Here is a 19,859-nt window from a genome sequence, read left to right as displayed (position 1 = left end):
TAAAATTGATCTACACGGGGGCGTTCGATGGGGAAGAGTGAAGGCAAGCTGGTCAAATCGGATCACGTTAAAAAAGTGGTGCAATTCCTCGGAGTCGCTTTTGATGATTACATCGGAGCGAGAGTCTTACTTAATGCTGGTCTGTTGACACAGGGCGCGGTGTTGGCAAGTACGGCAATCGAGAAATACTTCAAGGCGATCATGGCGTCGCGAGGGATGGAAAGCCACGGCCATTTAAAAACAGCGCATTGGAACGCAGTACGGGGCATCAACAAGAGCTTGTATGACAGCATCAACCCCGCCTTCCTGCAATTGTGCAAAAAGTCGTATGACCTGCGGTACACCGACCAACTCGCTGTTGGCTACAACATCGTGATTGCGCAGCGGGAGTTTCTGGCAGAGCTTGACGGAGCGGTGGCATTGATTGAGCCGAGCTTTGTTCTCAATGACGGCGAGCGAGAGACGAAGTATCAAGTGTTGAATCGCACAAGGGATGCGCGGCTTATTGCCAACAATTACGTGCTTAATGGTGACGTAAAGGAAGCGTTTATCTACTCCCATCAGCAATTGGTGCAAGAGATCAGGCAGTTGCCGACGGGACTAATGGAAGCGGGATATACAACGGTTCGTCACCCAAGTGATCCATCAATGATGCGGGTCGGCCTCGCACAAGATCCGGCAAATCCCGCATCATTCAGGTTTTCACACGAAACCAATGCGCCAAGAACCTAGCATGCGGGCGTGGTTAAAGGTTTTTGTACGCTAAGCAATAGCGGCGCGCGATGCGCCGCGTAGTGCACTATGGTAACGGCTCGTCCGCTTCTTTCTTCTTCTTCGGCTTGCGCTTTCTGACGGGCTTCGGTGTCGACTCGGCTTTCTGTAGCGCTTCCTGGTCCCGCTTGATGAACCACGCGCGCAACGACTCGGGCAGGATCACGGTGCGGCGCGCGGTCACGCGTGTCTCTCTTGGGGTTTCGCCGCGCCTGCGCATCCTGTAGTACGTGTATCGGCTGATTTCGACCATCGCGCAGAACTGCCCGATGGTCTTGGGTTCGTCCATGACAGCGCTCCCTGAACGATGCGCCCCGTCGCATCAGGATTGATGGGCTTCCGTACCGTCGTTTTCGTCGAGTGCGTCGACTGTCGCCGGAACCTGGCGTTTCAGTAGCATCAGCAGCTTGCCCGCGTCGTCCTCCTGTGGATGCGCCTGCACCTGACAGGTGAACGCGCATGTACCGCCTTCCCTGGGTGACGCGACGATCTTGCAGAATCGCGTGTCGCCAATCACCACGTCATCACTCAACAGGTCGCACGCGTGAAGGTGCAACGAGACATGTTTGTATTCGCCCGTCCAGCGCAGCGGTCCCAGGCGCGGGTGCTTGAGCGCTGGCGGCTTCCTGCCGTCGAGCAGATAGAGCGACGTACGCAGTTGCGGACTCATGCTGTCGAGCGCCTCGCACGGCAGGTCGAACGTCAGTTTGATGTCGATAGCGGTGCGCTCCTGGTCGCCGTGCGATTCGCTTCTCACGTTCAGATGCGTAATCTTCACCGGATGGTGCTGTAGCGTGAACATGGTCACAGCCTCGCGCCAGCGCGGTTCAGCGCGTACTCGATGCCGTCAACCAGCAGGTCGGCGGAAAACTTGTCCGCGTCCTCGTGCAACTTGGCGATTGCCGTTGCGCCGTCTTCCTCAGAGAGCTTTTCCGCGATCTGATCGAACAGATGCAGGGTCGCGGAGATGCCCGCAAGGAAGGCCGCGCGCGTCATCAGCAACTGCATTCGTCCGGCACTGGACGGGATCAGGTGTCGGGAATGGCGCTCCCACATGTCGAAAATCGTCGGTATCGGCATGTCTCCATTGATTTTCTCGTCAGCCTGCGGCTGTTCGTTCATGGCGTTTCTCCCTGTTCGCGCGCAACCAGCCCGTACAGTTCGCCGAGTTCAACGCGCTGTTCTTCCGATGGAATGTGACGGATCAGGTCGGCCGCTGCCGCTCGATCATCGCGGTTGGTGGCGTTCCTGATGGCGTCGGCGACTTCTGCATAGTTCACGACCGGTTCGGTTGTGCCGTCCTGCGCGGGCGCTTTTGGCGCTCGCGATGTTTCCAGCTTGTGCTGCCAGCGCTCACGGGCCTGCGCCTTCTCCTTTTCGTCGACGAGTTGCGCGGCGCGTTCGCCAGCCTTGCGCATGGCTGCCGCGTCCTGTGCCCCGTCGATCTCTTTCAGCACGTCGGCCAGCGTTGGCGACTGCTGCTTTCTCAGCTTCTGCTTGACCGCGTCTGTACGCGAACCGGATGCGGATTCAGGCGTCTCGCGTGGCACTTCATCGACCGGTCCCATGTTGCGAACGCGTTCGATCTCCAGTTCGGCCATTGGCATGCCGCGCAGCACGTCGGCGAACTGGTCGCGCAGCGCAAAGCCACGCGCACGCATCTGGAGCATGCGCGGCGGATACTTTTTCCAGACATCTTTTCCCGTGAGTTCGGCCGTGCGTGCGTCGGCCAGTGAGAACATGGCCTTCTTGTCCCCGCGCCCGTGCCGCTGTGCGACACAGACGGCCGTCAGTGTGTCGCCGTCGCCCTCGAAATATTCCACTACGTCTTTGCACACTGGCGAAGCGAGCACCAGTGCGAGCATCGCGTCGCCCCATATTGACGGACGGTTGCCAACGACCGCGATGTTCTGAAGCGACTGCAATGCCTTGAGGCCGAGTTCGCTACCCCATTGCATCGCGACGATGATGTTGTCGCGCTTGCCGATGTAATCCTTCGGCACGAGATTCGAGTTTGCGAGTATTTCGGCAAACTCCATCAGTTCGGTGAAATTGCGCGGCGACAGGTCAGGCGGCTTGTCGTCAACAACCTGCAACTCATTCATCGCTTCCTCCCTTGGGTTTCACGAAACGGAAGTCCATGTACGTTGTCGGCGCGACTTCGTATCCCTTGCGGGCGACTTCCTTGCGCCGGTAACTGCCGCTTCCATCGGGCAGCAGACCGACCGCATTCGGGCCTATCTGGTCGAGCAGACACGCAGCAACAGATAGCCGACATGAAAAACTATATGCAATGGCTCGGCTACGGTAACAAGTACGACATTGCGACACTTCATGGCGGCAAAGGCGCGAAGGGTCACCTATGGCGACGTGGCGGGCGCGCGAGCCGTTCAGGATCGCACGCAGAACCTTGGCCTCTCGCCCGACGTGCTGCGCGCACAACGCACGCGTGACAATCCAGCCGCCGACGACACTGCACCTTCAACGCAACCTGAACCAGCCGGACTGCCAGCCTTGCCATCGCCCGAGCATGCCGCGCCTGGCGCTGGTTACACCGTCGATAGGTACGGTGTTGTGCGTCCGGCCACCTATGGCGATATTGCAGGTACACGCGTCGCACAGAAGCGCTCGCAAGACCTTGGCCTCTCGCCCGACGTTCTGCGCGCACAACGCATGCGCGACCAGCCGCCCACCGACGAGGCCGCACAGACTGCACGGCCGGAACCGGCGACAGCACGGACACCGCTCGAATCCGCTCGAACTGAGGCGGCAACGACACCATCGACAGCGGCGCCAGAAGCACAGCCGCCTGCCGAGGCCGAACCGGCTGTCTTGCAGAACCGCGACCGCTCGACCGCCGCCGCAATCCAGCAGATGAACACCATCGCGGCGAATCCCGACCCGAACCGTCTCGGCTTTTCTCGCGACTTCGCGAACGGTGCGCCTGTCGTCGAAGCGAATCCGTCGATGGACATACCGGCCGGACAGCTTGGACGCCAGGACGTGAGTGTTGCCGCCGATGGCCGGCAGATTCCCGTGCAGTATGCGGTGGTCGAAGCGGATACCCTGTTGCCGTCCAACCGTGCGGACGGCACGACCGTCGCGGGATATGAGAAAGGCCAGCCCGACATGCTGCGCGCGATTGCAGGCAACGGGCGCGTCGCAGGTTTGCAGGCCGCGTATGACCGTGGCACGACGGCGGGTTATCGCGCCGGTATCGCGCAGGACGCCGCGCTCACCGGCATACCGGCACGCACGATTGAAAACATGAAGCAACCCGTGCTGGTCCGCATGATGCCGCGCGACCAGGTCACACGCGACATTGGCGACGTGTCGAACACGTCGGGCACGGCTGCACTGTCCGCCGTCGAACAGGCACACAACGACGCCGCTCGCATCGATATGGATGCGCTGGACTTCGATGACAACGGCGAGCCGTCACCTGAATCCGTGCGCGCATTCGTGCGCTCGATGCCCGTGAGTGAACAGGTCGGGCTGCTGAATCCCGATGGCTCGCCCACACCTCAGGCCGTTGACCGGCTGATGGCGGCGACGTTCGCACGCGCGTATCACGATCCCGAACTGGTACGCCTGTATGCGCAGGCCACCGACCCGGAAGCGCGCACCGTGCTAGGTGGCATGGCAACGGCGGCCGGTTCGATGTCACGGCTCGACGGTATGGGCGATTTCGATATACGCGCTGCCGTGACCGACGCAGCGAAACTGGCCGTCAATGCGCGCAGGCAAGGCGTGAAGCTGAATGAGTTCGCCAAACAGGGCGATATGGCAATGTCGCCTGACACGCAGGAAATCGTCCGGCTTTTTGCGGAAAATTCGCGATCTGCAAAGAAGATTGGTGAAGCGTTGCAGCGCGTTGCGGACTTCGCCTATAGTGAGGCATCCAAACCAAATGAAGATATGTTCGGGCCTGTAGAACGCGCCGGACGCTCGCAAATACTGGAGAAATTGAATGACGCCACAAGGCCGCAAGATATGGCAATCGCCTCAGGGCGTGAGCCTTCTGCACAAACTGTTGAGGGGCAAACCACTCGACGAGCAGGACCAGCAGACCGTGAACCTGCTGAAACAGTCGGGACCGCCCGACCGCGCGATGCTGGCGGAAAACGCGCCGAAGCCGGACGCAGGCCGCAAGCCGTAAAGGAAGAACCGGCAGCGTCAGAAGAACCGCTACTGACGCAGCCGACGCCTGACGAACTGCGCGAGCGTGATGCGCGCCAGCGTCAGGTGCAGCAGGACGAACAGAAGCGCATCGACGAAGCAGAGAAACGCGCAAAGGCCGACGCCGAACGCGGTGACTTCCGGCTGACGGGCAGCGACCGCGACGCCGATGTCGCGGCGGCGCACGGCCAAAAGGCAATGTTTTCGCGTACGCGAAAAAAGGCTGCTGAACCCGACGTACCTGAACTGATGCTGACGCATAACCTGAGTGCGCGAAATCTCATGCACGCACTCAGGATGGGCGGCATTCCCGTCCCTTCACTTGCTGTTACGCGCAAGCAACACACTCCGACCGGGTTCGGCGAAATCTCGCTGCTTGGCTCACGCGAACTTGCTGATCCAAAAGGCGCAGCACGCACTAGAGTTTTCGGGGCCGACATCTACTCGCCGCGCTATCCGTCCGTCGAACACCATTTCAAACCTGGCGCACTTGACCGGCTCAGGAAGGAATTTGACGCAGCGCGCGAAATGACCGCCGACCGCGAGTTGGACGCATCCGAAGTGCAGCGTCAGGGCACGGAGGAATTCGAACGTCGCCCGCAGGTCATGGCGCGCTTTCTAATGGATAAAGGCGTCAAGCCCGACATCGCCATGAAGGAAGGCATCAGCCCTCAACGTGTCGAACGGCTGAAACGACAGGGATTCGAGCCACATTTCGGCAAGACGGACTATCTGGCGATGAAGCGCGATCCAGCGTTCCAGAAGCTGGCGCTAGAGGCACGCAAGGCCGACTATACCGACGCGGACATGCCGGATCGTGCGAAGCGTCTGGAAGCACAGACCCGCGAAAATCCCGACTGGCTCGCCGAAGACTACGCACGCGAGATGGCGAAGATCGGCGCGAGGCCCGAACCCGACCGTTATGCAACGGAAACGGCACTCCAGAAGCAGATCGACAAGGCAGGATTGACCGGCGAGTATCAGGACTACAACCACAACGTACAGGTCTATGACACCGTCGACGACCTGCCGGCACATCTGCAAAAGCAGGCGAAGGCCGAAGGCGCAAATGACGTGGAAGGTGTTTTCGATCCTAAAACCGGCCAGGTTGCACTAATAGCAGGAAACATCGACACACCAGAACGCGCTCGCGAAGTCGCGCGGCATGAACTTATCGGTCACTACGGCCTGGAAAACATGGTCGGTTCGAAGCTGATGGACGATCTGGCGAAAAAAGTCATAGCAGGCGAAAACGCGGGAAACAGCACCTTTAGAAAGATTGGCGCAGAAGTCGATGCACGTCAGGCGGGACTGTCCGCTGAACGGCGTGGGCGGGAAATGGTTGCGATGATGGCCGAACGGAACATGCAGAACAGTTTCGCGCGACGCGTGCTCGATGCCGTCAGGACGTTTCTCAGGAAGATCGGACTTACGAAAGGCGACTTGTCGGATGCCGAAGTCGCGAAACTGCTACGCGACACACAGGTGTATCTGCGTGACCGTGGGCGAAGCATCGCGGAACCGGTTGACCGTACGGCGCGCGCCATGTTTTCGCGGCCCGCGCCCGCGATCAAGACCGTACCCGGTACGTCCATCCCGCGTGTCGAACGGCAGCAGACGCTACGCGAGCGCATCCAGGACATTCGTGCGAACCCGAAGTTTGCCGCCCGCTCGGCGGCACGCAACACCGCGCGCATGGCGACGAAAGGTGGCGAAGCACCGCAGCCGAAAGCACTTGAAAACTTCGTCACGAATTTTTTCGACCACAGGAACCCGCTCGTCCAGCTCGTGCGCCGCAGCGGTAACACGGCAGCAGGAAAAGACTTTATCCATACGATGCGTATGTTCGAAGCGAAGACGCAGAAAAACATTGCAGACTTCGAACACGAACACGTCACGCCGATGATGAAGACGCTCGCCGACGCGTGGAAAACAAAATACAAGGACATGCCGTATTACAGGGAACATGGCTATCAGCAGTTTCTTGAGGACATCGGCTCTGTCGGTAACTACGTGAAGCACGGCAAGGAGCGCAACAAGGTTATTGCCGAAAAGACACAGGGCAATGACCTGGCGGGGTCCGGTCGCACCGACGAACAAATCGACGCGATCCAGCGCGACCTGGCGAAGCACGCCCCAGGACTCGAACAGTTCTACGAAAAGCTCTATCGCGATCACCTGAAACCGATGCTCGATCATCGCGACAAGGTACTGCGCGATTCGGGCCTGCTCACACCCGCGATGGAAAAGGCGCGACCTGATTACAAGTGGTATCTGCCGCTCACGGGCGACCCGGACGAAACCGAGGATGCGCTGTCGCGCTCGGCATCCGTCAGCCTCAAGTCACCGAAAGCGAAACAGGCAACCGGGCGCGAAGGCACGTTGTCACAGAACGCGCTGCATAACGTGCTGGAGCGTACCGACGTGGCGATGCGGCGCGCGGGCATGCAGGACTTCAAGCGTGATTTCGTCAGGCTGCTGGAGTCGTCGCCACAGGCGAAAGAACTGGCGCACGCGAAGATCAACGACGGACATGCGAACGAGATTTACGAGAAGTACATCGGCGACGACGGCATGATCCACCGCCGCGTGAAGGCGAACGCAAGCATGTCGCCTGATGCGCTTGTCCTGCACGACGGTGACCCATACATGCACCTGTGGTCGAAACAGGAACGACGCCGCAGCAGCGCGGCGTTAAGCCCATCGGCCGCGCCGGGTGGCACGGTCACGCCCATTCAGATACACATGGATTCCATGCTTTCAGGCATCGGGAAGGACGAACCAATGAAACAGCAGAACGCCGTACAGAAAGAAAATCATCCAGACGAAGCGCTCACGGTCGACGAGAAGTATAAAAAGCTCGCGATGGCTACGCTCCAGCGTGGCGCGCAGATGAGCGCGCGCTTCCGCTCCATTCGCATTCTGCTTGACGATCTTCATCGTCGACCGGCAATCACCCCGGCTGACCAGGAACGCGCCGACGCAATACTGTCAGTGATGCGGAAGAGTGTCGAAGTCTACGAGAACCAGGCCGAAGACTTCGTTCATTTCTCAACGGTTATTTGCATGAACGCAAACGGGTACAGCTTTCCAGACAAGGACCTGGCTGAATCGTTGCAACTGATGGCAGACCCGAAAATGCCGATAAAGCGACCGGGCCTTCCAGCCTATGTCCGTTGCAGGGGTGCGAAAAATGCAACCGCCGACGCAAACGCAAGTCGTGCCTTGACTCGGGTCCGCCGCCCGAAACGGAAGACCAAAGCAGCCGCCACGCAGTAAAACACATCGCCCCACTGACAGGCGGGTAAATCCGCCTGTCGTGTTATCTCAGAACTGCATCGTCGCCTGCACGCCAACCGTGACCCGCGCAGTCGGGAATCCGGCCGGTTTGTAGATGGGTGTGCCCGCGAACAGGTCATAGGACAGGCCCGCATACTTCGCCGGTATGCCGCCGCGAATGCCAATCACCGCGCCCGCGAGTTGGGTGCCCGCCAGAATCGCCGTGTTCGGGCCGAACACGCGCCCGTAGTCTATCCCTGCGTATAGCATCTGTCCCGTCTGGAAGATGGGCCATTGCAGTTCGTTGCGCCAGTAGAAACCTTTCTCTGCCGCGAGCATCGTTTCGCCGTCGAAACCGCGTACCGTGTAGCGGCTGCCGATGGTCAGATCGTCGATATAGAACAGCAGGTCGTTCGTGTACTGGCCGTGAAACGTCGTCACGTAGCGAAAGTTCTGCGATGCGACGGCGAACGGTATCGACAGGTTCGCGTCAAGCACGGCCATCCTGTACAGATAGGTCGGGTGCTGCACGGGCTGGTCGGTCGGGCTGTACAGGTCCGGGTTCGGGTCGCCCTTCGCGCCAAGGCCGTGAATGCCCTGACGGTAGGCGAGCGTGCCGTCGAACTGTGCGCCGCCGAAGTAATGACGGTCGGTCGCGCCTAACTCGATGAAGGTGTTGTTGCGGTCCTGAATCGGGATGGTCGTGCCTTCAATAAAGCTCTCGCCGAAGCGCTTCGATAGCTGCACGTATGCGCCGAATACGTCGGCCTGGCTGCGCGTGAGCACGCGCGCGAGACGGAACGCCGCCGTCTGCGAGTTGCCGCTGGAAACGAACGTATCGTTCACGGCGGCAATGTTCTGGTAGTAGGTGTTTGTGTTGCCCGATAGCGTGGCCGTCCAGTAGCCCCACGGCACGGAATACGATCCGTTGAAACCGTGCGAGCCGAGTGTCTTGTTGTTGAATGACAGATCCTGGTTCGCGCCGACCGTGAACACGTCGTTCAGGCCGAGCGGGTTGTCGATGCCGAGGCTCACGTTGCCTTGCCATTTGCCCGTTGCCTTCGTGCCCGAGTTGTCGGCCGACACGACGAACGTCCAGGGCTTCGAACGCTTGACGTTCAGAACGACATCGCTTTCGCCCGGTGCGTCGGTCGGCTCGATCTTCATGTCCACGTCCTGACTCGCAACGCGCTTCATCTGCTCCAGACCCTGCTCAAGATCGCGCAGGTTCAGAGGTCGCCGTCGCGTGCGGGAAAGGCAGACTTCCATGTGCCGCGCGTGTCGGGATCGGCAAAACGCAGATGACGCACGACACCCGGCACGAGCGCAACTTTCAATGTGCCCGTCGACAGATCCTGTTCGGGTAGCAGCACGCGCGTCGTCACATAGCCGCGCGAGAGGATCGTCTGTTGCAGTCCCTTTGTGAGTAGGTCGAGTCCGGCCTTGCCGATACATTCGCCCTTGTAGTGGTCGAGCCATTCGCGCCCGAACCAGAAAGGATCAAGCGGGAGATTGGACGCGCCATGCTTGCGCGCGACATCGGGGAGCGTGGCGGGTACGTCGAGCGCAAACGTGTCGATGCGAAAGCACGGTGATTCTTGAGGGAGTTCGGGATACACCCCGGCGTTCGGTACGGTCGAGCGAACGGCGGGCGCGTTCACGGCCTGCTCGCGCTGCTGTGCATCGCGTTGTTGCTGTAACTGCTGGTTCTGTTCGGCATTCGCGCGCGCGGCTGCCGCCTTGTCTGCCAGTGATGGTGCGCTTTGCGCAGACGCGAGTGTGACCATGGCTGAGAGCGGCAACGCCGCCAGCCTCTTACGAATATTCATCATGCGGTTTATTTTGAAAAACTAGCGCATCAACTATTTGCGTAAAGCTTTTTGAGTTCGGCTATAAGCGCGTGGTTTAACCCGAAATTCAAAGCGTCCCACGTCCGCAAGTTGAAACGTTCAAGTATCTCGTCCAATTTGCAGGTCGAGTTGAAGTACATGGCGTTCCACACAATTTCCGCATCAAGTTGATTCTCTGTGTCCCCGTTAGTCAGTAGGTTCTCAAGCGAGAGAACGCTATCATCGTCCGTCGAGATGTCCTTTCTGTGGGTGGCCTCTAAAAGACCACATCGAACGTTGACGCACAGAAACTCAACTACTGCACGCTTCCACATTTCAGGACTTTGGCCGTATTGCCCTCCATAAACATGAGGAAGCGCAGCGTTCGGCGAAAAATCGTCAAGACAAGACGCGATCAGTTGTCTTTGGTAGTCGATCTCATTGACAGAGTTCATGTCTCGCTCACTTGTTAGGGAATTTGAATTTTGCAACGTTGCCGTTGTTGATGTTTTTTACCGCTTGATTGTTGATCTCTACTGTGGCCGTCGAATCAGCGGTTTTGGACGACGCTTGTCCTGCCGGTCTGTACGTAACAGCCGTTCCATCGGGCAGGACAGCTACCCAGCTTCCCTCTCCGGTCACATTGTTGACAATCCGAACAGGAGTCTGGCCGTTGAAAGCGTCTTTTGCAAATTGCTCAGCAGTTGCATTCGGGTTACCCGTCGGTGGCATGGGTATTGGCGTGCCCTTACCACCGATACCTGAAGGTAGTGCTCCATCTCCACCCAATATTGACGGTGGAACGCTAGACTTCGACACATCAGTAGCGGTGAGAACATGGTCAACCAACCCCTTAATTGCGTCACTAACCGGAGTAAAGAGTTTGTCTAATAGCTCCGGTCCCGGCAATGGCGTTACGAGTTGCCCCGCCTTCATGCTTGGATCAAGCTCTGTTGCCGGATCGGCGATTACGCCGTCGCCTTTACTCGCGGTTTCGCCCTTAAAGCCAGGTAACTTGCTGAGTCCAGGCAACCAGGAAGGGGCCGAAGACATGGGTAGCGCAACCTGATTATTCTCCACCTCAATCTGTGCCGCGCCCGTCGCTGTCGCCGCATTTACGCCACCAGCCGTCGCGATCCCCGCAACCAGACTGTTCACCAGATTTTCACGCGCCTCACGATCAGCCGCCGACATGTTCGTGGTCGGCCCGAGTAGAGACCCAATCACGGAACTTGCCGCCGCGCCCATCGCGCCCGCGCCGCACGCCTGACTGCTTGCCGCGGCACCGGCACACCCGACAATCGCATGCAAGGCAGCGCGTGCCGTATCGCTATCCAATGAATCGGCTATCTGTTTGACCTGGTTCGCGCCAATTTCCTGTATGTACGCCACGGCGGCACTCTGTGCAAACTGCCTCATACCCCCCGACACATTCCCACCCGCCGCCACCGTCAGCGCAGTCAACACCTGCCGATACGATCCACTCGGCCCCCATTCCGCATTAAGCTGATCGGCCTGCTGCTGTGCCGCCGCGCGCTGTTCCGGCGTCAGGTTCGGATCATTCGCAGCGGCCTTGGCTGCATCGGCTTCCTTCGCCCGATTGTTCACGAACGTGCCAGCCTGATTGATGAACTGGCTGGTGATGTCGAAACCGGCTTCGATCTTGTCCTTGTCGAAGATCGGCGCAATCGTCGCCTGCGTGCCATTCGTATCGCGGCTGATGCTCGCGACGGCTTCGTCGGCCGTCTGCCCGGTCAGTTGCTGCTGCTTGTCGCTGTCAGTGATATGAATCGCGCCACCACTGATCGCGCTTCGGGTTGTCGAACTGGCATCACCCGATGCACCCATCACGACGGGCGGTGCCATCGACGCACCGCCTGCACTCGGCAACGTCGTCCCCGGAACCGGATTGACGTTTGTCGCCGTCCCTGTCTGCGTCTTGCCGATGTCACCACCATACCCGCCACTGATACCGACCGACGAACCGCTATACGATGCACGGTTTTCAATATCCGAATGCGTCAGCGTCGCCGTCGTCAGGCTGTTAAGCCCATTGTCGATCGCCGAATCACTACTCGCAATCACACCGCCTTTCAGATCGGTGTTGCCTTTGACGTTGATCTGGAACCCACCATCACCCGCCCTGATGCCGGACTGTTCAGTCACGCTCGCATAGTTGCTGTTCAGTTTCTCCTGGCTGAAGTTCGCCGACACGCTCGAACTGCCTGCGCAGATCGGCGGCACGCACACGCTCACCGACACGCCGCCGCTCATCTGCTTCGAGTCATAATGGCTCGTATCCTGCAAGCTCTCGATGTTCAGGTTTCCGCCGACGTTTGCGATCACCTGCTGGCCGTCCGCCACCGCACCCTTGAGATTCGTGTCGCCACCGGATTGCAGCGTGAGCGCGTTACCCGCATTGACATGTGCGTTCGTCCACGTCGTATCGTCGCCGTTGCCGTGACCCTTCGTCCCCGACACACCCGCCTGGAACGAGATGCCGTTCTGCTGACCCACGCCGATGGTGACGCCGATGCTCGCGTTCGAACCGCTGTTCTCGCTGCGCATGCTGTCCGAGTTTTGCGCGGCCTGGAGGTTGATGTTGCCCTGGGCATTCAGGGTCGCATTGTTCCCCGCCGTGATGTCGCTGCCGATCACGTTGATATTGCTGTTCGCGCCGGCACCTGCCGCAGCGATATTCACGTTATGACCGGCGCTGACGGTGCTGCCAGCAGCCGTAGCCGACGCTTCGGATGTGTTGCTGTGACTGTGGCTCGTACCAAGCGACACGTTCACACCGATGCCGCCCGCATGCGTCGGATCACTCGCCACTGCGTCATAAGCGTTCTTGCCAGCCAGCCCCGTGGTTGCCGCAGCCAGCGCATCGAGACGCGCATCCCCCTTCGTCTGCTTCACGTCCTTGCGCATCTGGTTCGCGGTCTGGATCGCCGCGATGACCGGGCTGCTCAGTCCAGCCGTGATGCCCGTCTGACTGAACGACTGCTGTTCGTTCTGCGTCGAGAGGTTTTGCGCGGCATCGATCGTGACGGTCTTGCCAGCCAGATTCAGGTCATTGCCTGCATGCAGCGTGCTGCCCGTCACATGCAGTTCATTGCCCGATGTTACGCTCAGGTTGCCGTTCAGCGAGCCGATCATGCTCGCGTTGTTGGTCACCTGTGTCGCCTGCTGCGCGTCCGTCGTCTTGCGCGAGCCGATGCTGTAGCCTTGCAGGCCTCCGTCAAGCTGGTTCAGCGGATTCAGGCCCGAGAGGAATCCGTATTCACGCTTCTGATAGTCGCTTTGCGTGCTCTGCGTATCCTGCGAGGTGGTAATGGTGACATTGCCCGCTGCGGCCAGCTTCACATCGTTGGTGCCGACGACATTGCTGCCCTGAACCGTCAGATCCTTGCCCGAGCGGACATTCACGGTATCGCCTGAGACGGTGCTCGCAATGCCGATGTTGGCCTGCGATGCCTGCATCTCATCGGTCGTCGAGCCATGCACGATGCTGCCGCGCTTCGATTGTGTCTGCGAATAGCTGTCGTGTTCCTCGCGGCCCTCGTTGATCGTGATATTGCCCGTGGACGCGATGGTCGCCGCGCCCGTGTCCGTCGACACCGACGAGCCGGTAATCGTCACATTGCCTTTCGACGTGTCGGTACTCACCGCCGCAAGCGTCGCATTGCCGCCCGCGCTAAAGGCCGTGCCAACCGACTGTTCGTCGTATGAATGGCTCTGCGCGCTACGCGTCTTGTCGCCGAGATAGACGTCATCCCGATTCGCCGTATTGGTCACCGTCGTGGCCGTCAGGTTGCCGCCCGCTACAACCGCCATATCGCCGCCCGCGCTGACCGTTGCGCCCTTGAGCGTCATGTCGTTGCCGCTCTGCATTGCAAGACTGCCGCCCGCGCCGATAGCGCTCGTTTCGTGGATCGTGCTGCTGGCGTTCGCATGCCGGTTCGCGCCATTCGTCACCGATTGCGATGTGTTCGACTGAACCGTATCGACGTTGATGTCATGGCCTGCCGAGATCTGGGCGCTACCGCCTGCGTCGATGACTGCACCATGCACGCTCAGATCGTGACCGGCCGCGATCACCATGTCTCCCGTCGATGCAATCGTGCCTTGTGCGCCGATCAGCGTCTGGTTGACCCTGCTGTTGCCGACCGTCGAACTGACGCCGACCGTATCGACAAGGGTCGTATTGACGATATCGTTACCCGCCAGCACGGCAACCCGGTTGCCCGTGATGCGCCCCGAAGCATTGACGACATCGTTCGTCGCCGAGATCACGGTCGTTCCGTTATCGGTGCTGCTGCCAATCGAGCCGCCGCGATTGACGATATTCGTCGCGCTGATAACCGTCTGCGTGCCGCCCTTGATAACGCCCGAGTTCGTCGCGTCGCCTGTCGCGTGAATCTCGACATCGTCGGCGGCGATGAGCGCGCCAGTCGGTTGCAGGTCGTTCGCGTGCGTGTGGGCAAGATAGACGACAGGGGCAAGCACGGTCTGCGTGCTGCCGTCCGGCAACGTCACGGTCTGGTTGACCATCCACACGATATCGCTTGTCAGCGCATCCATCTGTGCGGCCGTCAGCGCCATACCGGGTGCGAGGCTGAATTCCTTCGCCACGTTGGCGCCGTTGTTCATCAACGCGCGATACTCGTCCTCGTTGCTGTCATAGCCTTGCAGATACACGCGACCGGTCAGTTGGGTGATCTGGTTGCGGACCAGCGTTTGCTCATACAACCCGTCGCCCAGGCGCTTCTCGACCGTCGACGGGTCATAGCCCAACTGTTTGAGCAGATAGTCGCTCGAAATGAAGTTCGTATAGCTGGTCAGGCGTGGATCGGTTGCAATCAGATAGGACGCACCCGGCGCGGTGTTGAAGGTGTACAGACCGCTTTTCGGCAACGTGATGCTCAGCGATCCCGTCGGCCCCGCGACGGATTGCGGGGCGTTGATGGTCTTCGTCTGTCCCGTTGCGAGATCCACGGTCTGTGTACCGCCGCCCGCGATGCCGCCCGCCGTTCCGTTCGCACCGAGCGTGCCGCCCGTCGCGCCCGTCGCCGAGTTCGCTGCGACGACGTTCGTGTTGTTGATGTCGGTCGCGTTGATCTGCACCGCGTTGTTCGCGATGATCGTGCCGCCGAGGCCGCCAATGGCGACCGGCGTCAGGATGATCGACGGCTGGACGACCTTGCCCACGTCGCGCGAGATGTCCTCGTTCCATGCGTAGGTCGAAACGATGTCCTGCTTCTGGTACTGGTACAGCGTCTGCCCGGTATTGTTGACGGTCGTCCCGCCATAGTTGCCGCTCGCTACGTCGCCGCTCGCCTGGCTGCTGCCGATCTGGATCGCGCCGCCCGCGCCAATCGCGCTAAAGCTGTTGTTCAGCGTGCCGACGTTGGCAAGCACCATGTTGCCGCCCGCCATGATCTGCGCCTGCTGTGCCTGTGTGCCGGCCACCTGATCCTGCTGTGTTGTGGTCGTCGTGTCGCGTGCCGACTCGATGCGCTGATAACCGTGGTGCGCCTGGTTGTCGCCGGGGTATTCGGTGGCCGGATCGTAATTGACATGCGGATCGTAGTCGTCCCAGTAACTGACTGAGACTGTCCCGTTGCCGTTGGTCGTGAGCGTGTTGTAGTAGATGGTCTGCGGCTGGCCGTTCACGTTGACGACAAGCACGCGATCAACGGCGTTCGGGCCGCTGGCGGTCGACACGACATCGGCATTGCTGAACGTGGCGTCCAGCGGGTTCCTGTAGCCGTTGTCCCACATGTCCTGCGTGCAATAGCCCTTGTCGCCATTGGTTGGCGTGCAGGCCATGTATTTGTCGCGCTTGGTCTGATGCGCCGTCTCGACATCGGTCGTGACCGTCTCGACCGTGGGCGCGGGGCGCGTGTTGGTCAGTGTCTGTGTCGCGATTTCGATGTTGCCCTGGGCCTCGATGGTCGACTGGTCGTTCGTCACCGTGTTCGCGCGGTTCGCGAGCAGGCCGTTGCCGTCGCGTGTGCCGTTTGCGGCGATGTGGATGTCGCCGAGACTGAACAGGTTCGCGCCGCCTGTGTTCGAGATGTCAGAGCCGAACAGGTTGACGACGGATGCTCCGGCAATCACTGCCGCCGCGCCTGTGTTCGCAATTGAACCGGCGTTCAGCGTGACGGTGTTGCCGATGATGGTTGCGGTGTTACGGAGCGACGCGCTGTTTGTGGTGACGCTGTCGCCCTCAATGCGTCCTTCGTTCGTGATCGCGTTCGCAGCATTGACCGTCGTGTTAGACGAATTGATGTCCGCGCCTGCCTGGTTATCGACGTTCGCCGCGTTCAAGGTCAGCGCGTTCACTGCGCCGAGCTTGCCCTGATTCGTGAAACTGCCTGCGGTTGTGAAGGTCAGGTTGTTGTTCGCCTGAATCTGGTTCGCGCCTGTCAGCGTGAAGTCGCCGTTGACTGTAACGGTGCCGTCGTTGCCCGCGACAATGCGCCCGTCGCCCGTGAGCGTGTTCGTCGTGACGCTCAGGTTCTGGTCGCTGCCAACCGCACCGTTCTGGTTTGCCAGCATGCCGGTACGGATGCCGATACTGCCTCCGCTGCCTGTGTCGTTGCCGATACGGCCGTTCGTATTGTCCAGCGTCGACGTAGTGAGCGTGATTGCCCCATTGCCATGGATCGAGCCGCCCGCATTGATGACGGCAGCGTTCGGACCATTGAGCGTGACATTGTTCGCGCCCGACAGCGTGGCGTTCGTGTTGTCGGCAAGTCGCGCGATGGTCAGCATCAGGTCATGGCCCGCAACGAGTTGCGCGCCGTTGGTGTTCGATAGTGTCTGCGCATTGAGCGTGACATCGCCGTTGCCGCCGATCGTACCCGCGCCAGAGACGCCGTCCGTGTTGCTGTTCGTGATCGCGCTGGCGCTGATCGTGGTCGCGCCGGAACCTGTATTGGCAATGCGCCCGTTCGAGTTGTCCAGTGTCGCGCCCGTGACGGTGAGCGTTGAACCGGTGCCGTCCGCCTCGATCTGCCCACCCGTGTTGTCGATTGCCCCTTGGGCCGACATCGTTGCGCTGCCCGTACCCTGGATCATGCCCACGCGATTGCCGAGCGTGCTGCCGGACTGGACCGATACCGCGCCGCCCGCCGTGATCGTGCCGCCCGAATTCTCGACGCTGCCACCTGCGACCGACACGCCGCCGTTGCCGCCAATCAGGCCGTTCTGCGTGTTCGTGACCGCGCCCGTCGCCGTGACGCCCGTCGTGCCTTTGCCACCGTTGGCGATGGAACCGCCGTCGTTCGCTACCGACTGTGCCGACACTGCGAGCGCATCGTCTGCCTGGATTGTGCCGCCCGCATTGTTGAGTGCACCCGCGTCCGTCACCGACACCGTTTGCGCACCGATATAGCCCGCCGCGCTGTTATCCAGGGACGCGACCAGCAGGGTTGCGCCCGTCTGTGCAGCAAGTGTGCCGCCGCGATTCGAGACCGCGCCTGCGTGCACGTCGAGCGCGCCGTTCGTCGCAATCGTGCCGCCGTTGTTCGACAGCGCGCCCGTTGCAACTGACAGTGTTCCCGTGCCCGCGCTGGCAATTGTGCCGTTATCGTTTGTGAGCGCAGCAGGGCCGAGTGCCAGACTGTCGGCGTTGGTCTGAAGCGTGCCACCCGTGTTGTCGAGCGTGCCCGTCACATCGACGGTCGTTGCGCCCGTGCCTGTCTGCGTGATGCTGCCGCCGTGGTTGACGAGGTTCGCGGCGTGTAGCGTGAACTGGCTCGCTTGCGTGGTGCCCTGACTGTTGTCGAACGTCGCAGCCGTAATCGCCGCCGATTTGCCTGCGGCAACGGTATTTGCGTTCGTTAGCGTCGTACCGGCTGACAGCGTCGCGTTGTCGTTCGCCGCGAGGGTGCCGTTGTTGAACAGGCTTTGCACGGCCGATGCAATCAGGTTCTGGACCGCCGTGATCGAACCGGCGTTCGCGATCTGTCCCGCCTGAAGAGTCACGTTGCCGTTGCCGCCGATGCTGCCGCCCGTGCCGTTGTTCAGAAGGCCCGACAGCGTCAGCTTGAGTCCGTCCGTATTGAGCGACACGATATGGCCGCCCGTGTTGTCGAGCGAGCCAGCTTGCAGTGTCTGCGCGCCCGCTGCCTGTATCGTGCCGCCCAGGTTTGAGACTGCGCCGGAGACGGTCGTGGTCAGTGTGGAGCCTGAAACGATCTGGCCGTTGCGGTTCGACAGTGCGCCTGCCGCCAGGGTCTGCGCGCCATCTGACGAGAGTGCGCCATTGTCGTTCGTGAGCGTGCCCGATGCGCGAGCGTCGAGCGTGGTGCCTGCCGTCGTGGTCGCGCCTGACAGGTTCAGGTCGCCGCCATTGGCGGCAAGCGCGAGCGCGCCTTTGGCCGACGTGCTGCTGCCAGCGAGATTGACCGCTGATCCATTGATTGAGGCGTTGCCGCCCGCTGCATTGCGACCCGTCGCTGTGACGGCGCCTATTGCCGTCACAGACAGGTCGCCGGAACCGGCAATCGTGCCGTCACCGTTCACGCCTGCGCCGAGCGTCCCCGTTGACGCGACGCTACCTGCGCTGACAGTGGTGTTCTGCTGTGCGGCGAGCGTGCCGCTGTTGGTGAGCGCGCCCGATGTGTTCGTGTTGACGCTTTGCTGCGCGTAGGTCGTGCCGCTATTGTCGATGCGATCGCGCGCGCTCGCCGTGATGTTCCCGCTGGCGTTGGTCTGACCGGCGAGCACCAGCTTGCCCTGTGTCGTCAGGATCAGGTCACCGGCCTGCGCCGCCAGCACGCCCCTGTTCGACACGCCGACGCCGTTCTCCGTGCCAACCAGTACGATGCGATTCGCATACATGCCGCCAAGATTGCTCACGTCAATCGACACACCCGGCGCAGCGCCGCTACCTGCTATGGGCGTGGCCGCAAGCGTGTTGTAGTCGACGGCATTCGCGCCCGTTACGACGTTCAGGTTCTTCGCATAGATCGCGGCATTGGCCTGTACCGCACGCGCCAGCAGATCAACCTGGTCGATATTCGTGCCGTTGAACCCGGCGCCCTGCACGGTGATGTTGCCACCCGTGACATTAAAACCCGCAAGCGATCCATCGCCCGCGAAATTCGGCGTACCTGTCGTGAGCGTTGCACGCGACGTATTGATGAGGCCGCCCCCATCGACCATCAGACCGTTCGGATTCGCGATAACGACCTGCGCGCGCTGGCCCGCGACTTCCAGATACCCGCGCAACTGCGACGGCGAACTGCTGATGACCTGATTGACGATCACGCGCGCGGCATCGTTCGGCCCGAAGTTCGGATTGCCGTTGATGTACCCGGCCTGCTGCGTGTTGACGATGGTCGGCGAGTTGTTCAGGATCGCGCCGTTCTTCTGGACATCGAACTGGTTGTAGGTGTTCATCGACACGCCCGAACCAGCGGGCTTGTTGATGTTGACCTGGGGAATGCCGTTCTGCGTCGTGACGACGCCAGGCGCATGCCCGCCACCCGGCACGATCTGCGCGCCCGCCATGAGCGGCGAGAGGACAAGCAGGGCAGACAGTGCAAGCTGACGCAGCGACGCACCTATGTCCTGTGCTCCTGATGCGCGCCCCGTTGCGCGCGTCTCTCCTGCTTTACCTGCTGCTGTTGCGGTTTCCTCGACGGCCACGAGCATACCCCGCAACCGGCTGAATACGAGCCGGTAGGTCTTCTGATTCATTTTATTCGTGTTGCTTATTATTGGAGCGGTAAACCTATCGCAGGCCTCGTTGAAAAGTTGTTAACAAACATCAAGGAAAATTCAAATACA

Annotated in this window: 8 protein-coding genes and 1 pseudogene; 2 read left to right on the top strand and 7 right to left on the bottom strand. The window is 60.6% G+C overall.

Annotated elements, in window-relative coordinates; all coding sequences use genetic code 11:
* Positions 1–27: 27 nt before the first annotated feature.
* Positions 28–732, top strand: a complete 705-nt coding sequence (locus tag G3O01_RS16685; protein WP_205806242.1) for a hypothetical protein — start codon at positions 28–30, stop codon at positions 730–732.
* Positions 733–799: 67 nt separating this feature from the next.
* Here the strand turns inward: G3O01_RS16685 and G3O01_RS16680 are convergent, their stop codons facing one another.
* The 4 genes from G3O01_RS16680 to G3O01_RS16665 are packed head-to-tail and all read right to left on the bottom strand — an operon-like array spanning position 800 to position 2,876.
* On the bottom strand, positions 800–1,060 hold the full coding sequence (locus G3O01_RS16680; RefSeq protein WP_205806241.1) for a hypothetical protein: 261 nt from the start codon (positions 1,058–1,060) through the stop codon (positions 800–802).
* A 33-nt stretch (positions 1,061–1,093) separates the two neighbouring features.
* The gene (locus tag G3O01_RS16675; RefSeq protein ID WP_205806240.1) at positions 1,094–1,573 is read right to left on the bottom strand and encodes a hypothetical protein; all 480 of its coding nucleotides are present in this window, start codon (positions 1,571–1,573) and stop codon (positions 1,094–1,096) included.
* Positions 1,574–1,575: 2 nt separating this feature from the next.
* Positions 1,576–1,893 (bottom strand): hypothetical protein, encoded by a 318-nt coding sequence (locus G3O01_RS16670; RefSeq protein WP_205806239.1) that lies wholly within the window; start codon positions 1,891–1,893, stop codon positions 1,576–1,578.
* On the bottom strand, positions 1,890–2,876 hold the full coding sequence (locus G3O01_RS16665) for a hypothetical protein (protein WP_205806238.1): 987 nt from the start codon (positions 2,874–2,876) through the stop codon (positions 1,890–1,892). Before G3O01_RS16665 ends, G3O01_RS16670 begins: the two co-directional genes overlap by 4 nt.
* A 229-nt stretch (positions 2,877–3,105) precedes the next feature.
* Between G3O01_RS16665 and G3O01_RS16660 the strand changes: the two genes are divergently transcribed.
* The gene (locus G3O01_RS16660; protein ID WP_205806237.1) at positions 3,106–8,229 is read left to right on the top strand and encodes a hypothetical protein; all 5,124 of its coding nucleotides are present in this window, start codon (positions 3,106–3,108) and stop codon (positions 8,227–8,229) included.
* 48 nt (positions 8,230–8,277) lie between these two features.
* On the opposite strand, the pseudogene G3O01_RS16655 reads toward G3O01_RS16660, so the two are convergent.
* The 3 genes and pseudogenes from G3O01_RS16655 to G3O01_RS16645 all read right to left on the bottom strand — a co-directional run bounded on the left by G3O01_RS16655 (position 8,278) and on the right by G3O01_RS16645 (position 19,769).
* Positions 8,278–10,058: pseudogene (locus tag G3O01_RS16655) on the bottom strand (ShlB/FhaC/HecB family hemolysin secretion/activation protein).
* Between the two features lie 29 nt (positions 10,059–10,087).
* Positions 10,088–10,513 carry a hypothetical protein gene (locus G3O01_RS16650; protein WP_205806236.1) on the bottom strand — a complete coding sequence of 142 codons (426 nt, stop codon included), beginning with the start codon at positions 10,511–10,513 and terminating at the stop codon, positions 10,088–10,090.
* Between the two features lie 7 nt (positions 10,514–10,520).
* Positions 10,521–19,769, bottom strand: coding sequence for a hemagglutinin repeat-containing protein (locus tag G3O01_RS16645; RefSeq protein ID WP_205806235.1), 9,249 nt, complete (start codon positions 19,767–19,769; stop codon positions 10,521–10,523).
* Positions 19,770–19,859: the final 90 nt, after the last annotated feature.

The organism is Burkholderia sp. Ac-20365 (genome assembly GCF_017104715.1).
Classification (GTDB): domain Bacteria; phylum Pseudomonadota; class Gammaproteobacteria; order Burkholderiales; family Burkholderiaceae; genus Paraburkholderia.
Note: the sequence above shows the minus strand (reverse complement) of the source record. Positions and strands in the feature narration are given on the sequence as shown.